Source organism: Roseovarius sp., assembly GCF_965228755.1.
Classification (GTDB): Bacteria; Pseudomonadota; Alphaproteobacteria; order Rhodobacterales; family Rhodobacteraceae; genus Roseovarius.
On record NZ_CBDDIG010000005.1, the window covers coordinates 1,229,716 to 1,250,504 of the forward strand.

18 protein-coding genes are annotated in these 20,789 nt (G+C 66.1%); 9 read left to right on the forward strand and 9 right to left on the reverse strand.

The window, feature by feature from the left end:
* Positions 1-7 precede the first annotated feature (7 nt).
* From ACO07J_RS09645 to ACO07J_RS09655, 3 genes are all read left to right on the forward strand, one after another.
* Positions 8-1,789 (forward strand): sensor histidine kinase, encoded by a 1,782-nt coding sequence (locus ACO07J_RS09645; protein ID WP_422028572.1) that lies wholly within the window; start codon positions 8-10, stop codon positions 1,787-1,789.
* 21 nt (positions 1,790-1,810) lie between these two features.
* On the forward strand, positions 1,811-3,145 hold the full coding sequence (locus ACO07J_RS09650) for a sigma-54-dependent transcriptional regulator (protein WP_300894492.1): 1,335 nt from the start codon (positions 1,811-1,813) through the stop codon (positions 3,143-3,145).
* A 440-nt stretch (positions 3,146-3,585) separates the two neighbouring features.
* Positions 3,586-6,318, forward strand: a complete 2,733-nt coding sequence (locus ACO07J_RS09655) for an Rne/Rng family ribonuclease (RefSeq protein ID WP_422028574.1) — start codon at positions 3,586-3,588, stop codon at positions 6,316-6,318.
* Positions 6,319-6,379: 61 nt separating this feature from the next.
* Here ACO07J_RS09655 and ACO07J_RS09660 read toward each other — a convergent pair whose 3' ends face one another.
* Positions 6,380-6,610, reverse strand: coding sequence for a sulfurtransferase TusA family protein (locus tag ACO07J_RS09660; protein WP_422028576.1), 231 nt, complete (start codon positions 6,608-6,610; stop codon positions 6,380-6,382).
* Between the two features lie 92 nt (positions 6,611-6,702).
* Between ACO07J_RS09660 and ACO07J_RS09665 the strand changes: the two genes are divergently transcribed.
* The 3 genes from ACO07J_RS09665 to ACO07J_RS09675 are packed head-to-tail and all read left to right on the forward strand — an operon-like array spanning position 6,703 to position 10,084.
* Positions 6,703-7,455 carry a cytochrome c biogenesis CcdA family protein gene (locus ACO07J_RS09665; RefSeq protein ID WP_422028578.1) on the forward strand — a complete coding sequence of 251 codons (753 nt, stop codon included), beginning with the start codon at positions 6,703-6,705 and terminating at the stop codon, positions 7,453-7,455.
* A 53-nt stretch (positions 7,456-7,508) separates the two neighbouring features.
* Positions 7,509-8,723, forward strand: coding sequence for a hypothetical protein (locus tag ACO07J_RS09670; protein WP_422028580.1), 1,215 nt, complete (start codon positions 7,509-7,511; stop codon positions 8,721-8,723).
* On the forward strand, positions 8,720-10,084 hold the full coding sequence (locus ACO07J_RS09675; RefSeq protein WP_422028582.1) for a cytochrome P450: 1,365 nt from the start codon (positions 8,720-8,722) through the stop codon (positions 10,082-10,084). Before ACO07J_RS09670 ends, ACO07J_RS09675 begins: the two co-directional genes overlap by 4 nt.
* Positions 10,085-10,283: 199 nt before the next feature.
* On the opposite strand, the gene ACO07J_RS09680 is transcribed toward ACO07J_RS09675, so the two are convergent.
* The 4 genes from ACO07J_RS09680 to ppk2 form a co-directional block, all read right to left on the reverse strand.
* Positions 10,284-10,760: an arsenate reductase ArsC gene (locus ACO07J_RS09680; RefSeq protein ID WP_422028584.1), complete on the reverse strand. Its 477-nt coding sequence runs from the start codon at positions 10,758-10,760 to the stop codon at positions 10,284-10,286.
* Positions 10,761-10,806: 46 nt separating this feature from the next.
* Positions 10,807-10,923: a lipoprotein gene (locus tag ACO07J_RS09685; RefSeq protein WP_422028586.1), complete on the reverse strand. Its 117-nt coding sequence runs from the start codon at positions 10,921-10,923 to the stop codon at positions 10,807-10,809.
* Positions 10,924-10,955: 32 nt separating this feature from the next.
* Positions 10,956-12,788, reverse strand: a complete 1,833-nt coding sequence (locus tag ACO07J_RS09690) for an extracellular solute-binding protein (protein ID WP_422028588.1) — start codon at positions 12,786-12,788, stop codon at positions 10,956-10,958.
* Between the two features lie 277 nt (positions 12,789-13,065).
* Positions 13,066-13,986, reverse strand: coding sequence for a polyphosphate kinase 2 (ppk2, locus tag ACO07J_RS09695; protein ID WP_422028590.1), 921 nt, complete (start codon positions 13,984-13,986; stop codon positions 13,066-13,068).
* Between the two features lie 186 nt (positions 13,987-14,172).
* On the opposite strand from ppk2, the gene ACO07J_RS09700 reads away from it, so the two are divergent.
* Entirely contained in the window at positions 14,173-14,946 is a 774-nt protein-coding gene (locus ACO07J_RS09700; RefSeq protein ID WP_422028592.1) for a 3-hydroxybutyrate dehydrogenase, read from the forward strand.
* A gap of 35 nt (positions 14,947-14,981) precedes the next feature.
* Positions 14,982-15,998, forward strand: coding sequence for a patatin-like phospholipase family protein (locus ACO07J_RS09705; RefSeq protein WP_422028594.1), 1,017 nt, complete (start codon positions 14,982-14,984; stop codon positions 15,996-15,998).
* 3 nt (positions 15,999-16,001) lie between these two features.
* Here the strand turns inward: ACO07J_RS09705 and ACO07J_RS09710 are convergent, their stop codons facing one another.
* The 3 genes from ACO07J_RS09710 to ACO07J_RS09720 form a co-directional block, all read right to left on the reverse strand.
* A complete protein-coding gene (locus tag ACO07J_RS09710) occupies positions 16,002-16,700 on the reverse strand; it encodes a DUF502 domain-containing protein (protein ID WP_422028596.1) in 699 nt (232 codons plus the stop codon).
* A gap of 72 nt (positions 16,701-16,772) precedes the next feature.
* On the reverse strand, positions 16,773-17,696 hold the full coding sequence (locus ACO07J_RS09715) for a pseudouridine-5'-phosphate glycosidase (protein WP_422028598.1): 924 nt from the start codon (positions 17,694-17,696) through the stop codon (positions 16,773-16,775).
* Entirely contained in the window at positions 17,693-18,577 is an 885-nt protein-coding gene (locus ACO07J_RS09720; protein ID WP_422028600.1) for a PfkB family carbohydrate kinase, read from the reverse strand. Before ACO07J_RS09720 ends, ACO07J_RS09715 begins: the two co-directional genes overlap by 4 nt.
* 245 nt (positions 18,578-18,822) lie before the next feature.
* Here ACO07J_RS09720 and ACO07J_RS09725 point away from each other — a divergent pair, with 245 nt between their 5' ends.
* On the forward strand, positions 18,823-19,476 hold the full coding sequence (locus ACO07J_RS09725) for a hypothetical protein (RefSeq protein WP_422028602.1): 654 nt from the start codon (positions 18,823-18,825) through the stop codon (positions 19,474-19,476).
* Here the strand turns inward: ACO07J_RS09725 and ACO07J_RS09730 are convergent.
* Complete coding sequence (locus ACO07J_RS09730) at positions 19,466-20,677, reverse strand: leishmanolysin-related zinc metalloendopeptidase (RefSeq protein WP_422028604.1); 1,212 nt, start codon at positions 20,675-20,677, stop codon at positions 19,466-19,468. The two genes, ACO07J_RS09725 and ACO07J_RS09730, sit on opposite strands and share 11 nt — an antisense overlap.
* Positions 20,678-20,789 lie beyond the last annotated feature (112 nt).

The following is a 20,789-nucleotide window of genomic DNA, read 5'->3' on the forward strand; positions in this document are numbered from 1 at the left end:
CATGGCAATGTCGTCGGACAAGGATCCCTCGGTCGGCCCGCGCAGGCGGTTGCGCACGCTGAGTTGGCGGGCGCGGCTGGCGCTTGCGATCCTCGTGGTGCTGGCGGTCTCGACCGTGGCGGTGACCAACAGCCTGCTGACCGACCGGTTCACCGAGACGACACGCAACCGCGCCGAGCTGCGGCTGGTGCTCTACAGCGGCAACCTTCTGAGCGAACTGCGCCAGAACGCCATCGTCCCGCAGCTCCTGTCGCGCGACCCGACGCTGATCTCGGCGCTGGCCACATCGGATTTCTCGCAATCCTCGCAACGGCTTATCTCGTTCAACGAGGAAATTTCGGCGGCCTCGCTCACGCTTCTGGGCAATGATGGGCGGGTGGTCGCCTCGACCGACCGTGAATCGATCGGCCAATCCTTCCGCGAGTCGCCCGTCTTCATCGAGGCGACACGTTCGAAAGACAACATATTCAACATCCTGCGCGACGATGCCGGCCGCTTCCGCTTCTTCTATTCCCGCCGGGTCGAGACACAGGCGGGGCTGGCGGGCGTGATCCTCGTCGAGGTGGGGCTGGGCAAGTACGAACGCGCGTGGGCCGGCATCTCCGACGCCGTCCTCGTCACCGACAGCGAAGGGCGGATCATCCTGGCCACCGAACCCCGCTGGCGCGGCCTGACCGAGGAGGAGGCGCTCGCCAAGGAGCCGCCCTCGAGCGCCATCCAGCGCGCGCTTCAGGCCACGGCCGACTGGAATACCCTGCCGCCCGATGCCTATGTCCAGGGCGAGGCGGTGATGCGGGTGGGCGGCCGGGTCGCTTTCCGCGGGTGGCGCATCGCCAGCTTCACCACCTATGCCAGCGTGCGGGAAAAGGTGAACGGCTTCCTCGCGCTCGAGATCATGTGCTTCGCCATCCTGCTGGCGCTGGCCTTCTACTTCCTCAACCGCAAGGCCACCGTCCGCTTGGCGCTTTTCCAGCGCGAGTCGGCGGAGCTTCGCGCACTGAACATGCGCTTGCAGCGGGAAATCGCCGAAAGACAGAGGGTGCAGGAAAACCTCGCGGTGGCCGAACAGACGCTTGCGCAAAGCTCGAAACTGGCCGCGTTGGGCGAGATGTCGGCGGCCGTCAGCCACGAGTTGAACCAGCCGCTCGCGGCGATGAAAACCTATCTCGCCGGCGCCCGTCTTCTGCTCAATCGCAACCGTCCGGAAGAGGCCATCTCCTCCTTCCAGCGGATCGACGACCTGATCGAAAGGATGGGCGCGATCACCCGGCAGCTCAAGTCCTATGCCCGGCAGAGCGGTGACGAGCTTGCCCCTGTAAACATGGCCGATGCGCTTAATTCCGCCCTTGCCATGATGGAGCCGCAGCTGCGCCAGCGGCAGGTCAAGATCACCCGCACATTGCCCGACGCACCGGTCATGGTGATGGGCGACCGGGTGCGCATCGAACAGGTGATGATCAACCTGCTGCGCAACGCGCTCGATGCCACGCGCACCATTCCCGACGCCGCCATCGACATCATCCTCGCCGCGGGCGAGACCGCCGTGCTGACCGTCCGCGACAACGGCATCGGCATCGAGAATATCGAGAACCTGTTCGAGCCGTTCTACACCACCAAGCAGCCGGGCGAGGGGGTCGGGCTGGGCCTTGCCATTTCCTCGGGCATCGTGAACGACTTGGGCGGACGCCTGACGGCACGCAACGCCGCCTCGGGCGGGGCTGTATTTGAAATGCAGCTACCTATCTTACCGGAAGACACGCAGACGGCCAAACGGCCGGCCGCAGAGTAATTGGCAGCGGAGAAGAACAAGATGCCAAGCGCCATGAAAATCGCGATCATCGACGACGAAAAGGATATGCGCCAGTCGATCAGCCAATGGCTGGCCCTGTCCGGTTACGACACCGAGGCCTTCCCGTCGGCAGAGGAGGCGCTGAAAGTGCTGGGCCCGGATTACCCGGGCATTGTCGTCACCGACATCAAGATGCCCGGCATGGACGGCATGCAGTTCCTGAAAAAGCTGATGGGCACCGACTCGAGCCTGCCGGTCATCATGATCACCGGCCATGGCGACGTGCCCATGGCGGTCGAGGCGATGCGGATGGGGGCGTTCGATTTCCTCGAGAAGCCCTTCAACCCCGACCGGATGAACGAGCTGGCCAAGAAGGCCGCCAATGCCCGCCGGATGACGCTCGATTCCCGCGCGCTGCGGCGCGAGCTGTCGGATGGCGGCCAGCTCATGAAGAAGCTGATCGGCCAGAGCCCGGTGATGGAGCGCCTGAAGGAGGATATCCTAGATCTCGGGCAGGCCGACAACCACGTGCTGATCGAGGGCGAGACCGGCACCGGCAAGACGCTGGTGGCCCATGCCCTGCACGCCGTGGGCGCCCGGGCCGGCAAGAAATTCGTGCTGATCTCCTGCGCTGCGCTGGAGCAGGACGTGCTGGTCAAGCGCCTGCTTGGCCCGATGAACCCAGAGGACAACCAGCTTCCCGCGGTGGAAGAGGCCCGCGGCGGCACGCTGGTTCTGGAAGACATCGAGTCGCTCAGCGACGCGGCGCAGGCCAAGCTGCTGACCTTCATCAACGACGAGGGCGCGCCGCCGGAAACCCGGATCGTGGCCATTTGCAACCTGCAGGAGCAGGACCGGACCTGCGAAGACGCGCTGCGCCCCGACCTGTTCTATCGCCTGGCCAGCCTGCGCATCACCGTGCCGCCGCTGCGCCAGCGGGGCGAGGATATCCTGACGCTGTTCACCCGGTTTTCCGACCAGTTCGCCGAGGATTACGGCTGCGACGCGCCGCAGGTCAGCGCGCAGGAAGCCGCGCAACTGCTGCAGGCGCCCTGGCCCGGCAACGTGCGCCAGCTCATCAACGTGGCCGAGCGCGCGGTTCTGCAGGCCCGGCGCGGCAGCGGCACCATCGCCTCGCTGCTGATGTCGGATCACCAGGACATGCAGCCGGTGATGACGACCGAGGGCAAGCCGCTCAAGGAATATGTCGAGGCCTTCGAACGGATGCTGATCGACAACACCATGCGCCGTCACAAGGGCTCGATCGCCTCGGTGATGGACGAGCTGTGCCTGCCGCGGCGAACGCTGAACGAGAAGATGGCCAAGTACGGCCTCCAGCGTTCGGACTATCTCTGATGGGCCCAGGGGCGGGGGACCGGCATTTTGCCATTGTCTTTCGCCCCGGGAAGGCATTAGGGTAACCGAAGGCTTTCGGCACACGAAAACCGACAGCCAAGAGTTTCGCTGTATCAGATTCTGCCTGGAAGAAAATTCCGCACCTCTGAACAGACCGATTGGGCCCGCCATCGATGGGCCACCCGTATGCCGGTACACCGTGAAATCGGGTCGTGCCGGCCCCGAATTGGCACCCCGTCGGGGCGCCGGAGAAGAAGAAACGCGATGAGGCGCGCGAGACCAGAACAGGCCAAGTGCATGGGCACCCCACCCGGTGCCATGGTCCGCGCATCCATACTCGCCCCCAGACAAGTTCCGCAGAAAGCCGCCCCCGCGCGTGACCGAAGGATGACCTTCGGTCGGTTCGGGCTGGCCGGCCGATCGCGGCCGAGATCAATTACATGGCTAAGAAAATGCTTATCGATGCCACCCACGCGGAAGAGACCCGCGTCGTGGTGGTCGACGGAAACAAGGTCGAGGAGTTCGATTTTGAATCCGAGAACAAACGGCAGCTCGCCGGAAACATCTACCTCGCAAAGGTAACGCGCGTCGAACCGTCGCTTCAGGCGGCCTTCGTCGATTACGGCGGAAACCGGCACGGCTTCCTCGCCTTCTCGGAAATCCACCCGGATTACTACCAGATCCCCGTGGCCGACCGCGAAGCCCTGCTCGAGGAAGAGCGCGCCTATGCCGAACAGCAGCGCGCCCGCGAGGACGACGACGAGAAGCCCAAGAAATCCTCCTCGCGGCGCTCGTCGTCGCGTTCGAAGGCCGCCAAGGCGAAATCCGATGATGCCGTGACCTCGTCCGAGGAAATCTCGGGCATGGAGACGATCGAGCTCGACGAGGGCGCCGGGGCAGGGGACGAGGAAGGCCTCTCGCCGATGGAGACCGTGGCGGAAACGCCGGTCGAGGAGCCGGAAGACGGTGCAGCCAGCACGGATGCCGCCGGTAACGACGCCACCTCCGATGATGACACCCATCACGAGCATTCCCACGACGACAACGGCAACGGTTCGTCCAAGGGCCGCTCCTCGAAGCGCTCCGATGCCGCGTCGAAGGACGACACGATCGAGTCGGTCGCCGATGACGACGATACCGACGACATCCGCCCGCCGCGCAAACCGCGCCCGCGCCGCTACAAGATCCAGGAAGTCATCAAGGTCCGTCAGATCCTGTTGGTGCAGGTCGTCAAGGAAGAGCGCGGCAACAAGGGCGCCGCGCTGACCACCTACCTGTCGCTGGCCGGCCGGTACTGTGTGCTGATGCCCAACACCGCCCGGGGCGGCGGCATCTCCCGCAAGATCACCAACGCCGCCGACCGCAAGAAGCTGAAGGAAATCGCGTCGGAGATCGACGTGCCCAAGGGCGCCGGCCTGATCGTGCGCACCGCGGGCGCCAAGCGCACCAAGTCCGAGATCAAGCGCGACTACGAATACCTGCAGCGCCTGTGGGAGCAGATCCGCGAGCTGACGCTGAAGTCCATCGCGCCCGCGAAGATCTACGAGGAAGGCAACCTGATCAAGCGTTCGATCCGCGACCTCTACAACCGCGACATCGACGAGGTGCATGTCGAGGGCGAGGCCGGCTATCGCGTGGCCAAGGACTTCATGAAGATGATCATGCCGTCCCACGCCAAGAACGTGAAGCACTACGCCGACCAGATGCCGCTCTTCGCGCGCTACCAGGTGGAAAGCTACCTCAGCTCGATGTTCAACCCGACGGTTCAGCTCAAGTCGGGCGGCTACATCGTGATCGGCGTGACCGAGGCGCTGGTGGCGATCGACGTGAACTCGGGCCGGGCCACCAAGGAAGGCTCGATCGAGGAGACCGCGCTCAAGACCAACCTCGAGGCCGCCGAGGAAGTGGCCCGCCAGTTGCGCCTGCGCGACCTGGCCGGCCTGATCGTGATCGACTTCATCGACATGGACGAGCGCAAGAACAACAACGCCGTCGAGAAGAAGCTGAAGGACAAGCTGAAATCCGACCGCGCGCGCATCCAGGTCGGCCGCATCTCGGGCTTCGGCCTGCTGGAGATGAGCCGCCAGCGCCTGCGCCCCGGCATGATCGAGGCGACGACGCAGGCCTGCCCGGCGTGCCACGGCACCGGCCTGATCCGGTCGGACGACAACCTGGCCCTGTCGATCCTGCGCCAGATCGAGGAGGAAGGCGTGCGCCGCCGCTCGCGCGAAGTGCTGGTGAAATGCCCGGTCGGCATTGCCAACTTCCTGATGAACCAGAAGCGCGAGCATGTCGCCCAGATCGAGATGCGCTACGGCCTGTCCGTGCGGATCGAGGGTGACCCGGTCCTGATCAGCCCCGATTTCAGCATCGACAAGTTCAAGACCGCCACCCGCCACGTGCCCGAGGCCGCGCCGGTGGTGTCGGTCGACAGCTCGCTGATGGACGATGTCGACGAGGACGAAAGCACCGAAGAGGATCAGGCCCAGCAGGCCGAGGAGGCCCCGGCCCCCACGAATGGCGAGGATGACGGCAAGCCGAAAAAGCGCCGCCGCCGTCGCCGTCGCCGGTCGAAATCCCGTTCGGGCAATGGCGAGGACCAGTCGACCGAGGACGCATCGGGCGAAAACACGTCCACGGACGAGGCGGGCGCCGAGTCTGACGTGAAGCCGGAGGCCGAGGCCGAGACGGCCGGTGAGGAGCAATCCGAAAAGACCGAGACCGCAGAGGCGAAGGCCGAAGAGGCTGAACCCGCGACGAAGCGCAAGGTGACACGCAAGCCGCGCAGCTCGTCGAAGTCCAAGGCCAAGGCCGAGGAGGCCGAGGCCACGCCGGAGGCCGCTGAGGACGCACACGAGACGGAGGCCGTCGAAGCCAAGCCCGAAGCGGAAACGGCCGAGGCGCCGGAGGCACCGGAGGTGGCAGAGGAAGAGACCGCCAAGAAACCGGCGCCGAAGAAAACCACCCGCTCGCGTTCGAAGAAGGCCGAGCCGGCGCCGGAGCCCGAGCCCGAAGCCGCGCCCGAAGCGGCCTCGGAACCGGCCCCGGCAGAGCCTGCCAGCGCGCCGGAACCCGAGCCGGAGCGTCAACCGGAACCCGCCAATGCAACGGCTGAGCCTGCCGAGGAGGACGACAAGCCGAAACGCCGCGGCTGGTGGTCGATCGGACGGTAAAACCGGTCAGAGAAACGAATGATCCCGGCCCCTTGCGGCCGGGATTTTCATGTCCGGCGCCTCAGCCGGACTTGCGCACGCGGTAGACGGTAAAGCCGTCCTGCTCGTCCATCCCGAGGAAATAATGGCCGGATTCGCTGCAATAATGCTGCACGTCGATCACCGCGGCCGGATCGTCGGCCCACAGCTCGAGCACCGCGCCGATTTCCAGCGACTTCAGGCGCTTGCGCAGTTTCAGCACCGGCAGGGGGCAGAGCAATCCGCGGGCATCGAGGGTAAGATCGGCTTCCATGCGCGCGGGATAATCCACGCATCACGGCAAGTCTACAGGGTTGTGACAGATGGCCTCGTGACCCGGCCCCGCGAATGGTCTATGTGAGCGCCATGTTCGGAATCGAGATCATCGACGCGGCCCTTCTTCCGGCCATGGCCGTGGCCCTTGCCGCGGGGATCATTTCGTTTCTCAGCCCCTGCGTGCTGCCCGTGGTGCCGCCTTACCTGGCATACATGAGCGGGATTACCGTGGGGGATCTTTCGGCCTCCGGACAGCCGCGGTCACGGGCCATTCTTCCGGCGCTGTTCTTCGTGCTGGGGCTGTCGACGGTGTTCCTCCTGCTCGGTTTCGCGGCCTCGGCGGCGGGCATGGTGTTCCTGCAATATCAAGGCTATTTCAATACCTTGGCGGGGATAGTTGTCATGATCTTCGGCGCGCATTTCGTCGGCATCTACCGGATCGGCTTTCTCGACCGCGAGGCGCGGATGGATGTGGGCGACCGGGGTGGATCGTCCTTCGGGGCCTATGTTCTGGGGCTGGCTTTCGCCTTTGGCTGGACGCCCTGCATCGGCCCGCAATTAGGCGCTATCCTGTCGCTGGCGGCCTCGGAAGGATCCGTCACGCGGGGAACAGCGCTTCTGGCGGTCTACGCGATAGGGCTGGGCGTGCCGTTCCTGCTGGTCGCGGCCTTCCTGCCGCGGCTGGGCGGGCTGATGGCGTGGATGAAACGGCACATGGAACAGATCGAGCGGGTCATGGGCCTGCTGCTCTGGACGATTGGCCTGCTGATGCTCACGGGGGGCTTTTCCGCCTTTTCCTTCTGGCTTCTCGAGACATTCCCGGCACTTGCCACCCTCGGTTAGGTCTTACTCTTGCCAAAAAGCTGCGCTAGACTTTCGCCCAACAGAGGTGAGGTATGAGCAGCTTGCCCCAGCAAACCGTGCGCCGCCGGCGCGTTTTCTACATCCCGGGCTATGACCCGATCCATCCCCGCCGCTATCGCGAGCTCTATCGGAAAGAGGGCGCGGAGCAGGCGGAGATCTCGGGCTATGCCATCGACCTGCAGGCCAAGCGCGGCAAGAAGCGCTATGGCTGGAGCGTGCGTGGCGAGATGGACGGCGCGACGGTGGATGCCGAGTTCAACGTGCTGGTCTGGTCCGATATCGTGCGTGACAGCATGGAGCGGGGGATCGTGGGGACCTACCTGCTGATGATCCGCACGGCGTGGGTCTATATCGCCTCGGGGGCCTTGTTCCGGCTGATGCGGCTGCGCAAGGGGCCGGTGATCGCGGCGCTTTACCCGGTGGGGTTCCTGCTGGTGCAGTTGCTGATCGCGCTGGGGCTGGCCTGGGGGCTGGGAAGCCTGCTGGCGGCCTATGTGCATCCCTGGCTGATCTGGGCGGGGCTGGTCGTGGTGCCGTTTGCGCTGGAGTGGTTTCGCAGGAAAGACAACAAGTTTTTCGCGTATTACCTGATGCATGACTATGCCTATTCCGCGCGCCACCGCGGCGCGGAGCCGCCGGAGCTGGAGACGCGGATGGCGAAGTTCACAGCGGAGATTGCCGATGCGATGAGGTCGGATGTGGACGAGGTTCTGGTCGTCGGGCATTCCTCGGGCGCGCATCTGGCGGTGTCGGTGCTGGCCGACCTGATCCGGCTGGGATACGTGCCGGCGAACGGGCCGACGCTGTCGTTCCTGTCGCTGGGGCAGGTGGTGCCGATGGTGTCTTTTCTACCGGATGCCAAGAGGTTACGGCGCGATCTTGCGTTCCTGTGTACCCGCGACGAGCTGACCTGGGTCGATGTGACGGCGCCGGGGGATGGCTGTGCCTTTGCGCTGTGCGACCCGGTGGCGGTGTCGGGGGTGGCGCCAGCGGAGGGCAAGCGCTGGCCGCTTATCCTGTCGGCGGCGTTCACGCAGACGCTGAGCCCCGAGCGGTGGAAGGCGCTGCGGTGGCGGTTTTTTCGGCTGCATTTTCAATACCTTTGCGCCTTCGATCAGCCGGGGGATTATGACTATTTCCGGATCACCGCCGGGCCGATGACCCTGTCGGAGCGGTTCGAGGATCGCCCGCCATCGCCCAGCCGGATCGAAATCGCGGCGTCGAAATACACGAGCACGGCGGCATGACCCTGCCGCCCAAGCCCCCCGCGCGGGAGGGTGCGGTATCGCTTCGGCGGTATATGCGGTTGTTTCGGCAGGATATTCTGTCGGCCCAGCCGGCGAGGCTGTACCGGGCATGGATGGCGGAATACCGGACGCCGTTCTTTCGGTCTTTCCTTTGCAACCAGCCGGAACTGGTCGACCTGATCCTGAAGGAACGGCCGGATGATTTTCCGAAATCGGACCGTATTCGCGAGGGGTTGAAGCCGCTTCTGGGGAACTCGGTGTTCGTGACGAATGGCGAGGTGTGGAAGCGGCAGCGGCGGATCATCGACCCGTCCTTCGAGGGCGGGCGGCTGCGCGATACCTTTCCCGCGATGCTGGAGGCCGGGCAGGGGGCGGTGGCGCGCGTGCGGGCGAGGGCTGATGGAGAACCCCTTGAAATAGAAGAGGAAACCAGCCACGCGGCGGCGGACGTGATCTTTCGCACGCTGTTCTCGATCCCCATCGAGCATGCGGTGGCGCGGGAGGTCTTTGCGGAGTTCAAGGAGCATCAGCGGAGCCAGCCGGTGCTGAACCTGGGGGCGCTGATCCCCTTGCCACGTTGGTTTCCGCGGTTTCACCGGAGGAAGACGAAGGCCACGGCGGCGACGATCCGGCGGCTGATCACGCAGTTGACGGCAGAGCGGATGGCGGAGATCGAGCGGGGGGAGGCGCCGGACGACCTGGCGACCAAGATCATGACCACGGCGGACCCGCAGACGGGGGAGCGGTTCGACACGGAGGAGATGGTCGACCAGGTGGCGATCTTCTTCCTGGCGGGGCATGAGACGAGCGCCTCGGCGCTGGCCTGGGCGCTGTATCTGCTGGCGCTTTATCCGGAGTGGCAGGAGAAGCTGGCGGCGGAGGCGGAGGAGGTCTATGGCGCGGGGGTTCCGGGCTTTTCCGACATGGGCAAGCTGCGGGTGGCAAGGGACATTTTCCGTGAGACTCTAAGGCTTTACCCGCCGGTGCCGATGATGGTGAGAGAGGCTGCGTGCCCGGAGCAGTTCCGGGACAGGGAGGTGCCGAAGGGCAGCCAGATCGTGCTGAGCCCATGGCATTTGCAGCGGCACGAGAGGCTGTGGGAAAGGCCCGACGAGTTCGACCCGGCGCGGTTCGCGACGGAGAACGGGAAGGAGTGTTTGCGCCATGCCTATATGCCTTTTTCGGCGGGGCAGAGGGTGTGTACCGGGGCGGGGTTCGCGATGATCGAGGGGCCGCTGATCTTGTCGCTTCTGGTCAGGGAATGCCGGTTCGAGGTAGTGCCGGAGCGGCCGGCGATGCCGGTGGCGCATCTGACGGTCAGGGGGAAGGACGGGATTTGGCTAAGGGTGACGCCGCGGTGATTTCGGGGCTGTCGACAGGGTTTCCGGACGAATCGGGTTAACGGGCTTATTTTGCTGGGGGTGCGACGTCGGTATCGCGTCGGTATGACGTCGGTATTGCGTCGGTGTTTTGGTCAGTTTCGCGGGGTGTTGATGCGCCGTACAGCGCGCAACAGGCAAGATCTTGTGTGGCGCGCAACAGGGTGCTTTCGCGGAATGGTCAGTCTTGCTGACCGATGCGGTCGAGCGTGGCTTTCAGCTCGCCCTGTTCCATGGTCTCGAAGTTCATGTCGAGCAGCGCCAGGGCGCGACGCTCGAGCTTGTCATAAGCCTCGTTGAAGGCCGCCTCCCACTCCGCCTCGGGGGCCGCGGCCGGGTCTTCCACGCCCCAATGCGCGCGGACCGGGGCGCCGGGCCAGACGGGGCAGGTTTCGCCCGCCGCCGAACCGCAGACGGTGATCACCATGTCCATCAGCGGCGCGTCGTCGGCGGCGAACTCGTCCCAGCTTTTGGAGCGGGCATGCGTGATGTCGTGGCCCTTCTCCTCGAGCAGTTTCAGCGACTGCGGATGTACCTGGCCCGCCGGTTGCGAGCCGGCGGAGAACGCGCGGACGCGGCCGACGCTTTCGGTGTTCAGGATGGATTCGAGCAGGATCGACCGGGCGGAATTGCCGGTGCAGAGCACAAGAATATTCATGCCTCGCGCCCTAGCGGAAGCATGTAACAATCAGATGACGCTGGTGTCAGAACCAGCTTTGTACGCCGCGTGCCGCGCCCGAGATATCCCGGCCAACGCCGTCGATCGTTGCACAGCCGGTCAGTGCTGCCGCGATCAGCGCCAAAGCAATCAGCCTCTTCATTGGTCCACCCTCGTGGTTTCTTGTTATGCCTGTTACCGGTCTTCTGCCTCATACCACCAGACCTGCGGGAGGAACCAAACGCCATCCCCGTAGACCGGCAGATGATCCTGTGGATAACTCAATTCCTTCACATGCGCAATCCGGCCCTCGGAATATTGATGTATCGGAATGACATAGCGGCCTGAAATCAACACCCGGTCGAGCGCCCGGACCGCGGCGAGGAAGTCCTCGCGCGTGCGGGCGGAGAGCATTTCGTCGATCATCGCGTCGGCGGCGTCGGACTTCATGCCCATCAGGTTGCGCCCGCCGGGCTGGTCGGCGGCCTCGGCGCCCCAGTAGAGGCGTTGCTCGTTGCCGGGGGAGAGCGAGAGGTCGCGGCGCATGAAGGTGATGTCGAAATCGTACTCCGCCTCGCGGGCGAGATACTGGGCGTTGTCGATGGTCTCGATCCGCAGGTCGATGCCGAGCCGTTCGAGCGCCTGCTTGTAGATCTCCATGTAGGTGGTGACCTGGCTGAGGAGCGCGTCCTGCCGGAGGAGGACGTTCAGCACCAGCGGGCGGCCCTCGGGGTTGGTCAGCACGCCGTTCTCGACGGTCCAGCCGGCCTCGTTGAGGAGTTTCATGGCGGCGCGGATATTGCCGCGGTTGCGCTTGGTGCCGTCGCCCTCGGGCAGTTGGTAGCCTTCGAGCGTGCCGGGGGGCAGGGTGTCGGCGAAGGGTTCGAGCAGTTCGCGGACGCGGCCCTTGGCCGGGCCGGGCTGCAGGGCGAGGTCGGAATTGGAGAAATAGGAGGTGATGCGCGGCTGGCGGCCGCCGGTGAGCGTGTCGTTGACATACTCGAAGTTGAAGGCGCGGATCAGCGCCTCGCGCACGCGCCAGTCATCGAGCGGGGGGCGGCGGGTGTTGAAGACGAAGCCGGTGATGCCGGAGGGTTTCTGGTGCGGGATCTCGGTCAGGACGATGTCGCCGCGATCGACGGCGGGGAAATCGTACTGTGTCGCCCAGCGTTCGGCGTTGAATTCGCGCAGGTAGGAGACGGCCTGGGCCTTGAAGGCCTCCTGCAGAACGGTGTTGTCGCCGTAGAACTCGATGCGGATCTCGTCGAAATTCATCGTGCCGCGGCGGAACGGGAGGTCGTTGCCCCAGTAATCGGGATTGCGGCGGAGGGTGACGTGGCGGCCGATCTCGTAGTTCTCGACCACGTAAGGGCCTGTTCCGACGGGAATATCCTCGAGCCTTGCGGCGGCGAAGTCGAGCTCGTCCCATTGGGATTTCTTGAGGATGGGGCGCATGCCCGCCAGCAGAGCCAGTTCACGGTCCTCGGTGGTGAAGGTGAGGCGGACGGTGCGGGGGCCGGTGGCCTCGATCTCGCCCACCTGGCTCCAGAAGGAGCGGTATTTCGGGTGCCCTTCCTCGCCGATGGTGCGGTAGGACCAGATCACGTCCTCGACCGTGACGGGGGAGCCGTCGGAGAAGCGGGCGTCCTCGCGGAGGGTGAATTCGACCCACTCGCGATTCGGCCCCGTCTCGACCGATTCGGCGAGTAGGCCGTAGAGCGTGAAGGGTTCGTCGTAGGACCGGCCCATCAGCGACTCGTGCGTGAGGTAGGACAATTGCCAGGGCGCCTCGCCCTTGAGGGTGAACGGATTGAGGGTGTCGAAGCTGCCGACATTGCCGGTCACCACGGCGCCGCCGCGGGGAGCGTCGGGGTTGGCGTAGGGCAGGGACACAAAATCCGGGGGGAGGGCGGGATCGCCATACATAGCTATGCCATGCGCGGGCTCGGCGCGGGCCGTGGCGGCGGTCAGGACGAGGGCGGCGGAGGCGACGCAGAGCCGGGCGCGCCTGAAAATTTCTGATCTCATTTCGGCAACAATCCCGTCACGTCTTTGCAGGGCTGGCAGGGACCGTAAAGACGGTTTCGCGTCTTTTCAAACTTTTAGCTTGGATCACGGCGCCGGATTGCTTATAAAGGGGTCACTGCTCGATAGGTTTCTTGCCTGTATGAAACCTGCCTCAATAACTTAACGCCGGCTTCGTGCCGGCGTTTTTTTTTGGCTGCGGGTTGGGTCACCGGGCTTTCCCCCTTCAACGAGAAAGGGCGCCGAAGCGCCCCCTGCATCGCGGCCCCTGGCGGGCCGGTCAGTATTTCTGTGGAACGTACAGGTCGTCGGGTAGCACGCGGCGTTCGTAATCGGAATTGTAGACGCGGTCCGGCAGGGTCACATCCTCGTGTTCGACGGGCTCGTAGGGGACGAGGCCGAGGAGGTGGTCGATGCAGTTGAGGCGCGCGCGCTTCTTGTCGTTGCCTTGCACGATGTACCAGGGCGCCTCGGGGATGTTGGTGCGCTCCAGCATCTCTTCCTTGGCCTTGGTGTAGGCCTCCCACTTGACGCGGCTTTGCAGGTCCATCGGCGAAAGCTTCCATTGTTTCATCGGGTCGTGGATGCGCATGAGGAAGCGGAGCTGCTGTTCCTCGTCGGTGATGGAGAACCAGTATTTGACCAGCCTTATGCCGGAGCGGACGAGCATGCGCTCGAATTCGGGGACGTCGTGGAAGAAATCCTGCACCTGCGCCTCGGAGGCGAAGCCCATGACGCGCTCGACGCCGGCGCGGTTGTACCAGGAGCGGTCGAAGAGGACGATCTCGCCGGCGCCGGGGAGGTGGGGGACGTAGCGCTGGAAATACCATTGCGTCTTTTCCCGGTCGGAGGGGGCGGGGAGGGCCGCGACGCGGACGATGCGGGGGTTGAGGCGCTGGGTGATGCGCTTGATGACGCCGCCCTTGCCGGCGCTGTCGCGGCCCTCGAAGATGACGACGATCTTTTCGCCGGTGGCCTGGACCCAGTCCTGCAGCTTGATGAGTTCGGATTGCAGGGTGAGCAGCTTGACGAAGTAATCCTTGCGCTCGAGCGAGGGCGGGTGCGCCTCGCGGTAGATGCGGCGGATTTCCATCGACAGGGCGGGTTCGGACATCTCGAGCTCGAAATCCTCGTCGAGCGTGTCGGCGAGTTCGGCGGCAAGCCAGTCGGAGGGGCCGTCTTGGTGGTCGAAGTCGTGCATGGTGTGATCTTTCCGGTCGTCTGCGGTTTGTCCTGACGGTTAAACACCGTGAAATCAACAGAACTGTGAATTGCGGCCCTGCGCGGGATTATCACGTTTATTTTGCAGGCGCAGCATGGCAGGGTCCGGGTGCAGGGCTTATGTGGGCCCGAGGATATCATTGAAACCGCTTGCGGAGGGAAAACCATGTCAGTTTCAGGCAAGACAGCAATCGTCACGGGGTCGAATTCGGGGATCGGGCTTGGTGTCGCGCGGGAATTGGCGAAGGCCGGGGCGGAGGTAGTGATCAACTCGTTCACGGATAACGAGGAGGATCACAAGCTGGCCCGTGACATCGGCAAGGAGTTCGGCGTCAAGGTGCGCTATATCCAGGCCGACATGTCGGACCCCGACGCCTGCCGCAAGCTGGTGGAGGACGCGGGGCGCTGCGATATCCTGGTGAACAACGCCGGCATCCAGCATGTCGCGCCGATCGCGGAATTCCCGGTCGCGAAGTGGGATGCGATCATCGCGATCAACCTGAGTTCGGCCTTTCATACGACCGCCGCCGCGCTGCCGATGATGCGCAAGGCGGGCTGGGGCCGGGTGGTGAATATCGCCTCGGCGCACGGGCTGACGGCGAGCCCCTACAAGTCGGCTTATGTGGCGGCCAAGCACGGGGTCGTGGGGCTGACCAAGGTCACGGCGCTGGAGACGGCGGAGGAACCGATTACGGCCAATGCGATCTGTCCGGGTTACGTGCTGACACCGCTGGTGGAGGCGCAGATACCGGACACGATGAAGGAATACGACATGGGCCGCGAAGAGGTGATCAAGAACGTGATGCTGCAGCGCCAACCCTCGCGGGAGTTCGCCACGGTCGAGCAGATCGGCGGCACCGCGCTTTACCTGTGTTCGGACGCCGCGGCGCAGGTGACGGGCACCACGATCAGCGTGGATGGCGGCTGGACGGCGCTGTAAGGACGCGCTGGCATCTTGCCGACCGGGGGTGACGCATGACCAAGCGGATCAACCTTGCCCTTCAGGGCGGGGGCGCGCATGGCGCGTTCACCTGGGGCGTGCTGGACCGGCTGCTTGACGAGGAAGATATCGAGGTGGCGGCGATCACCGGCACCTCGGCGGGCGCGCTGAACGGGGCGGCCTACAAGTCGGGCTGGCTGAGCGGCGGGCGCGAGGGGGCGCGGGAAAGCCTCGACTGGCTGTGGCGGCAGATGGGGGCACTGAACGACCTGCGGCTGCCGGGGTGGATGGCGGGCAACCCTCTGATCCCGGGGCAGGTGGCCACGGCGCTGGAAGCCTCGCCGCAGTTCCTTGTGGCCGACGCGATGACGCGGGTGATCTCGCCCTATGCCTATGGGCCGTTCTACGTCAATCCGCTGGAGCGGATCGCGCGGGAGTTCTCGTTCGAGAAGGTCTGTGCGCATGAGGGGCCGTACCTGTTCGTCGGCGCGACGAACGTGCATTCGGGCAAGATCCGGATCTTTTCCGGCGACGATATCAGCCCCGAGAGCCTTCTGGCCTCGGCCTGTCTGCCGACGCTGTTCCAGGCGGTCGAGATTGACGGGGCGCATTACTGGGACGGCGGCTATACCGGCAACCCGGCGCTGTTCCCGCTGTTCCGGCCGGAGTTGCCGGCGGATATCGTGATCGTCAACATCAACCCGCTGGACCGGCCGGAAGTGCCGCGGTCGCCGCAGGAAATCCAGAACCGGATCAACGAGATCAGCTTCAACAGCTCGCTTCTGCGGGAATTGCGGGCGATCAACTTCGCGCAGCGCCTGCTGGAGCAGGACATCATCAACGAGGGCGCGATGAAGCGGCTGTTCGTGCACATGATATCCGACGACCGGCTGATGCGGGACATGTCGGTGGCGACCAAGCTGATGCCGACGCCGCTGACGCTGAGCCGGCTGAAGGCGGCGGGGCGGCGGGCGGCGGAGGGGTTCCTGGAGGCGCATCGCGACGACCTGGGCGCGCGCGGCACGGTCGACCTGGCGGATGCCTATTCCTGAGGCTCAGGCGGCGCGGTCGCGCTTGGCGGGCGTGCCTTCGCCCGGGGCGGGCATATTGGGGTAGACGAGCCCCGCCGAGATCACCAGCTTGGCCGCATCCTCGATCGACATGTCGAGCTCGATCACGTCCTCTTTCGGGAAATAGAGCAGGAAGCCCGAGGTCGGGTTGGGCGTGGTCGGCACGAAGACCGACAGCAGCTCGCCCCCGGTTTCGGCCTTCTCGGTGATCTCGCCCCGGGCCACGGTCGAGATGAAGCCGATGGCCCAGATGCCCTTGCGCGGGTACTGGATCAGGCAGGCCTTTTCGAAGCTGCGCTCGGTCTGGGCGAAGACGGTTTCGGCGATCTGTTTCACGCCCGAGTAGATCGAGCGCACCACCGGCATCCGGTCGACGAGGGATTCCGCGAACCTTATCAGCGACTTGCCGATCAGCCCCTTGGCGATCCAGCCGACGATGATGGTGAAAAGGAGGAAGATGATGACGCCGACGCCGCGCAGGTTGATCCCGATATAGTTCTCGGGGCGCATGTTGTAGGGCACGAGGGGCAGGACGAAGCTGTCGACCCAGCCCATCAGGGTCCAGACCAGCCAGATGGTCAGGCCCACCGGCGCGATCACGACGATACCGGTCAGGAAGCTGGCCCGCAGCCCGGCGAAGGGGCCGGGGCGCTTGGGGGTATCGTCGTCAAATGGCGTATTCATTTCAATTTTTCTGCCGCAGGTGGACAGATGTTAATTAAGGCCTTCTGCATCCCGCCACAATGGGTTTTCCCATCAGGCGGGTGCAGTTAGCCGTTTGGCGATTTCCGTGGCGATGGCGCTGGCGAGGGCCGCATTATTGAGCACGAGCGCGATGTTGGCCTCGAGCGAGCGGCCGTGGGTCAGCTCGAAGAGGCGGTCGAGCAGGAAGGGGGTGACGGATTTGCCGGTGATGTTCTGTTCGGCGGCCTCGGCCGTGGCCTGGGCGATGATGGGGTCGATCTCCTCCGGCGGGATCTCGGCCGTGGCGGGGAGGGGGTTGGCGACGAGCTGTCCGCCGGGGATGTCGAGCGCTGCGCGGGCGAGGTGGGCCTGCGCGATCTGGGCGGCCGTATCGAGGCGCAGGGGCGCGGGCAGGGGGGAGGTGCGTGACCAGAAGGCGGGGAAGCTGTCCTGTCCGTAGGCGATGACGGGGACGCCGAGGGTTTCCAGCACCTCCAGCGTCTTGGGCAGGTCGAGGATGGCCTTGGCGCCGGCGCAGACCACGGTGACGGGGGTTTGCGCCAGTTCCTGGAGGTCGGCGGAGATGTCGAAGCTTGTTTCCGCGCCGCGGTGGACGCCGCCGATGCCGCCGGTCGCGAAGGTGGCGATGCCGGCGAGGCGGGCGGCGATCATGGTGGCGGCGACGGTGGTCGCGCCGGTGCCGCCGCGGGCCATGCAGACGGCGAGGTCGGCGCGGGAGAGCTTGGCGACGTCCTTGGCCTGGGCCAGGGTTTCGAGCTGGGGGTCGGTGAGGCCCACGTGCAGCGTGCCGTCGAGGACGGCGATGGTGGCCGGGGTGGCGCCGTTGTCGCGGACGGTCTGTTCGACCTGCCGGGCGGTCGAGAGGTTGTCGGGCCAGGGCATGCCGTGGGTGATGATGGTGCTTTCGAGGGCCACGACGGGGGCACCGTCGGCAAGGGCGGTGGCCACCTCGGGGGAATAGGTGATGTCGGTCAAAGTTTCATGTCTCCGGAGACGTGGATGGCGGCGGCGTCGAGGGCGCGGGTGAGGGCGGTGGCGCGGTCGGCGCCGGCGGTCTCAGCAGCGATATGGGCGGCCATGAACGTGTCGCCCGCGCCGGTGACGCGGGTGACGAGCACCTGGGGCGGCTGGCCGGTGAGCACTCTGTCGCCCAGCCCGTCGGCGGCGGGGTTGCCGCCATCGGTGACGATGGCCCGGCGGGCGCCGCGTTTCAGCAGGCCATGGGCGGCCTCGGGCGCCGTGGCGAAGGGTTGCTGGCAGAGGAGGCCGGCCTCCTCGAGGTTGACGTAGAGGGTGCCGCGGGCGTGTTGCAGGAAGGGCAGGAGGCGCTCGGCCTTGCCCGGCGAGGCGGGGGCGACACGGAGGTCGGCGGTGGCGAAGAGGGGGCTTCGGGCGATCTCGGAGAGGAGTTCGGCGGTGAGGTTGCCGTCGAGCGCGACGGGACCGGTATAGGGCTTGTTTTCTTGGGCCAGGCGCCCGTCGCGGAGGGGCTCGAGGATGCGGGGGCCGGCGGCTTCGAGCGTGTGGGCGTCGGCGATGGCGGCGATGAGGCCGTTGGCGCCCTCGACCGCCATGTAGCGATCGGTGGGCAGGTCGTCTGAGCGGTAGACATGGGCGGTCTCCATCCCCATGGCGGCGCAGCGGGCGAGGAGTTCCTCGCCCTGGCGGTCGCGGCCGACGGCGCTGAGCAGGACGGGGCGCAGGCCGAAGCGCAGCAGGGTCATGGCGATGTTGAGGGCGACGCCGCCGGGGAGGCGGGTGATGCGGCCCGGCACGTCGGAGCCCTGCCGCATGACGCTGGCGGAGCGGCCGATCACGTCCCACAGGACGGAGCCGATGCAGAGGATGTCTGTCATGGGGGGTATGTTGCGTGTCGGGAAAGCGGGTGCAAGGCGGATTCCGGGGCAGGGGGCGCGAATCGGGGTTAACGGGTTGATCTGGCGGCGAAAGCGGAGGTCGGTATCGTGTCGGTATGACGTCGGTATTTTGTCGGTGTTTCCGACCGACGGGGACGGGGTTAACGCGGCGGGCGGTGCGGTTCGGGGCTTGAGGCGGGCGAGCGGCTGGGGGATACCGGGGCGGGGAACGAGGGACGATGGGCGTGAAGCGGCTTCTGCGGACATACCGGTACTATCTTCTGGCCCTGCTGGTGGCGGCCGGGCTGGCGGCGAACCTGCCGCAGGCCTGGCTGATCGGGCAGGACGAGGAGGCCCGGCGGAGCGAGGTGATCTCGGACTTCCTGAACCTGTCGGTCGATCCCGGCGCGGGCGGGTTTTCCGGCGTGCGGATGGACTGGCTGGTGCAGGCGCGGCAGTTGCGGGAGCGGCGGGAGGAACGGCTGGCGCATGTGCCGGGGGCGCTGCTGGCGGGCTACGCGGCGGAGACGGGGCTGACTGAGGCGGAATTGCGGGCGGTGCTGACCAATCCCGAGCAGGCGGACCCGTTCGAGATTTCGGGCCATGATTTCGGCCATGTGGAGGATATCGCGCATGGCGCCGAGGGGCCGTGGCGCTGGGGGCTGGTCGTGGCGGAAGCGGAAGCGGAGGCTGAGGCGGAGTCGGAGGACGAGGCGCGGGAGCCGGCGCCGGAACTGGCGGGCTGCGGCAAGTGGCTGGTGTTCTGGGACGACGCGGCGTGGTTCTACGCGCCGGTGGGAAGCCGGGAACTGAACGGCCTGCTGGCGGCCGCGGTGCCGGAGCTGGCCGGGGTGGCGCCGGGCGGCGTGGATCGCTGCCGAGCCAGGCTCAGGCGATGAGATCGGTGTTCAGCGGGTCGGCGGGGATCGGGCCGAAGAGGTCGTCGGGGTCGTAGGGATCGTCGAAGACGGTGTCGTAGCCCATGTCCTCGAGCGTGGCGATGGTCATGACCGAGATGTAGCTGCCGTCGTCGACATAGCCGGTCATCAGTTCCTGGTCGAACAGCGCCTCGTCCCAGTGGCCGCCGGCGGTGCCGGAGCCGCCGTCGGTCTCCACCGGCACGCCGGTGAGCGACCCGGAATCGGCGCCGGCGATGCCGGGAAACTCGGAATTGTAGGTGTCGATGGCGTTCTGGCCGGTGAAGCGCAGGTCGCCCGAGGCGACGGAGCCGCTAAGCAGGCCCATCAGCGACCAGAGCGGGCCGAAGCCGAGCGCATGGAGCATCTCGTGCAGGACCACGGCGCTCCAGTTGCCGTTGTCGTGGAGGTTCTCGGCATCGGCGATGTCGAAGGTCATGGCGCCGGTGGCGGGCAGGTAGCTGCCATCGTCGCGCAGGACGCGGGGGCCGGCGCTGCCCAGCACGCCGCCGGTGCCGTCGATCGAGGCGAGCGTGGCGGTGATGACGATATCGTCGATCAGCACGCCGTCGACGAAGACGTCGGGGATATCCTCGAGAATGAGGGTGCCGAGATAGTCGGCGGCGGCGATGAAGGCCTCTTGCAGCTCGACCGTCCAGGGGCCTTCGAACTCGATGGTGACGTTGTAAGTCGAGCCGGCGGGGCCGGGGCTGGTGTAGGTGGTGACGGGGCCCGGGGGAAGGGGGGCGGGCTCGGCATCGGGCGGGCGGCCGAAGGCGCCGTTGTCGTCGGGCAGCGGTGGCGGGGGCGTCGGGGCACCGGGCGGGCCGGGCAGGGCGCCGGCGGGGCGGCCATCCTCCTGCGGTTCGTCGGGTGCTGGGTCGGGCGTCACCGGGGGCGGGGCCGGATCCGGGTCGGAATCCTCCGGTTGGGCCGGGTCGGGATCGGGATCGGGGCGGCCGTCGCCCTCGGCATTGGCGACGAAATCGAACTCGTCGACCGCGTCCATCGAGAAGAGGCGGGCGGGCGCGTCGGGCGCCGCGCGGGCGAAGGAGGCGGCGAGCAGGTCGAGGAGGAAGGCCGTGGCCGGGGCGGGAAGTTCCGCCGGTTCCGGTGCGGCATCGCGGGCGGCGTGGACGGCCATCAGGTCGGCGAGTTGGGCAGGCAGGGCGAACCGGGTCATCGGCGGGACCTTCTGTTGGCGCGGTCGGGCGGCGCGGGCACCGTGGCGTCAGGGTAGCACGGGCAGAGGGTCGCGCAATGGTTGAGGCGGGGTGGGGGCGCTTTCCTGGGAA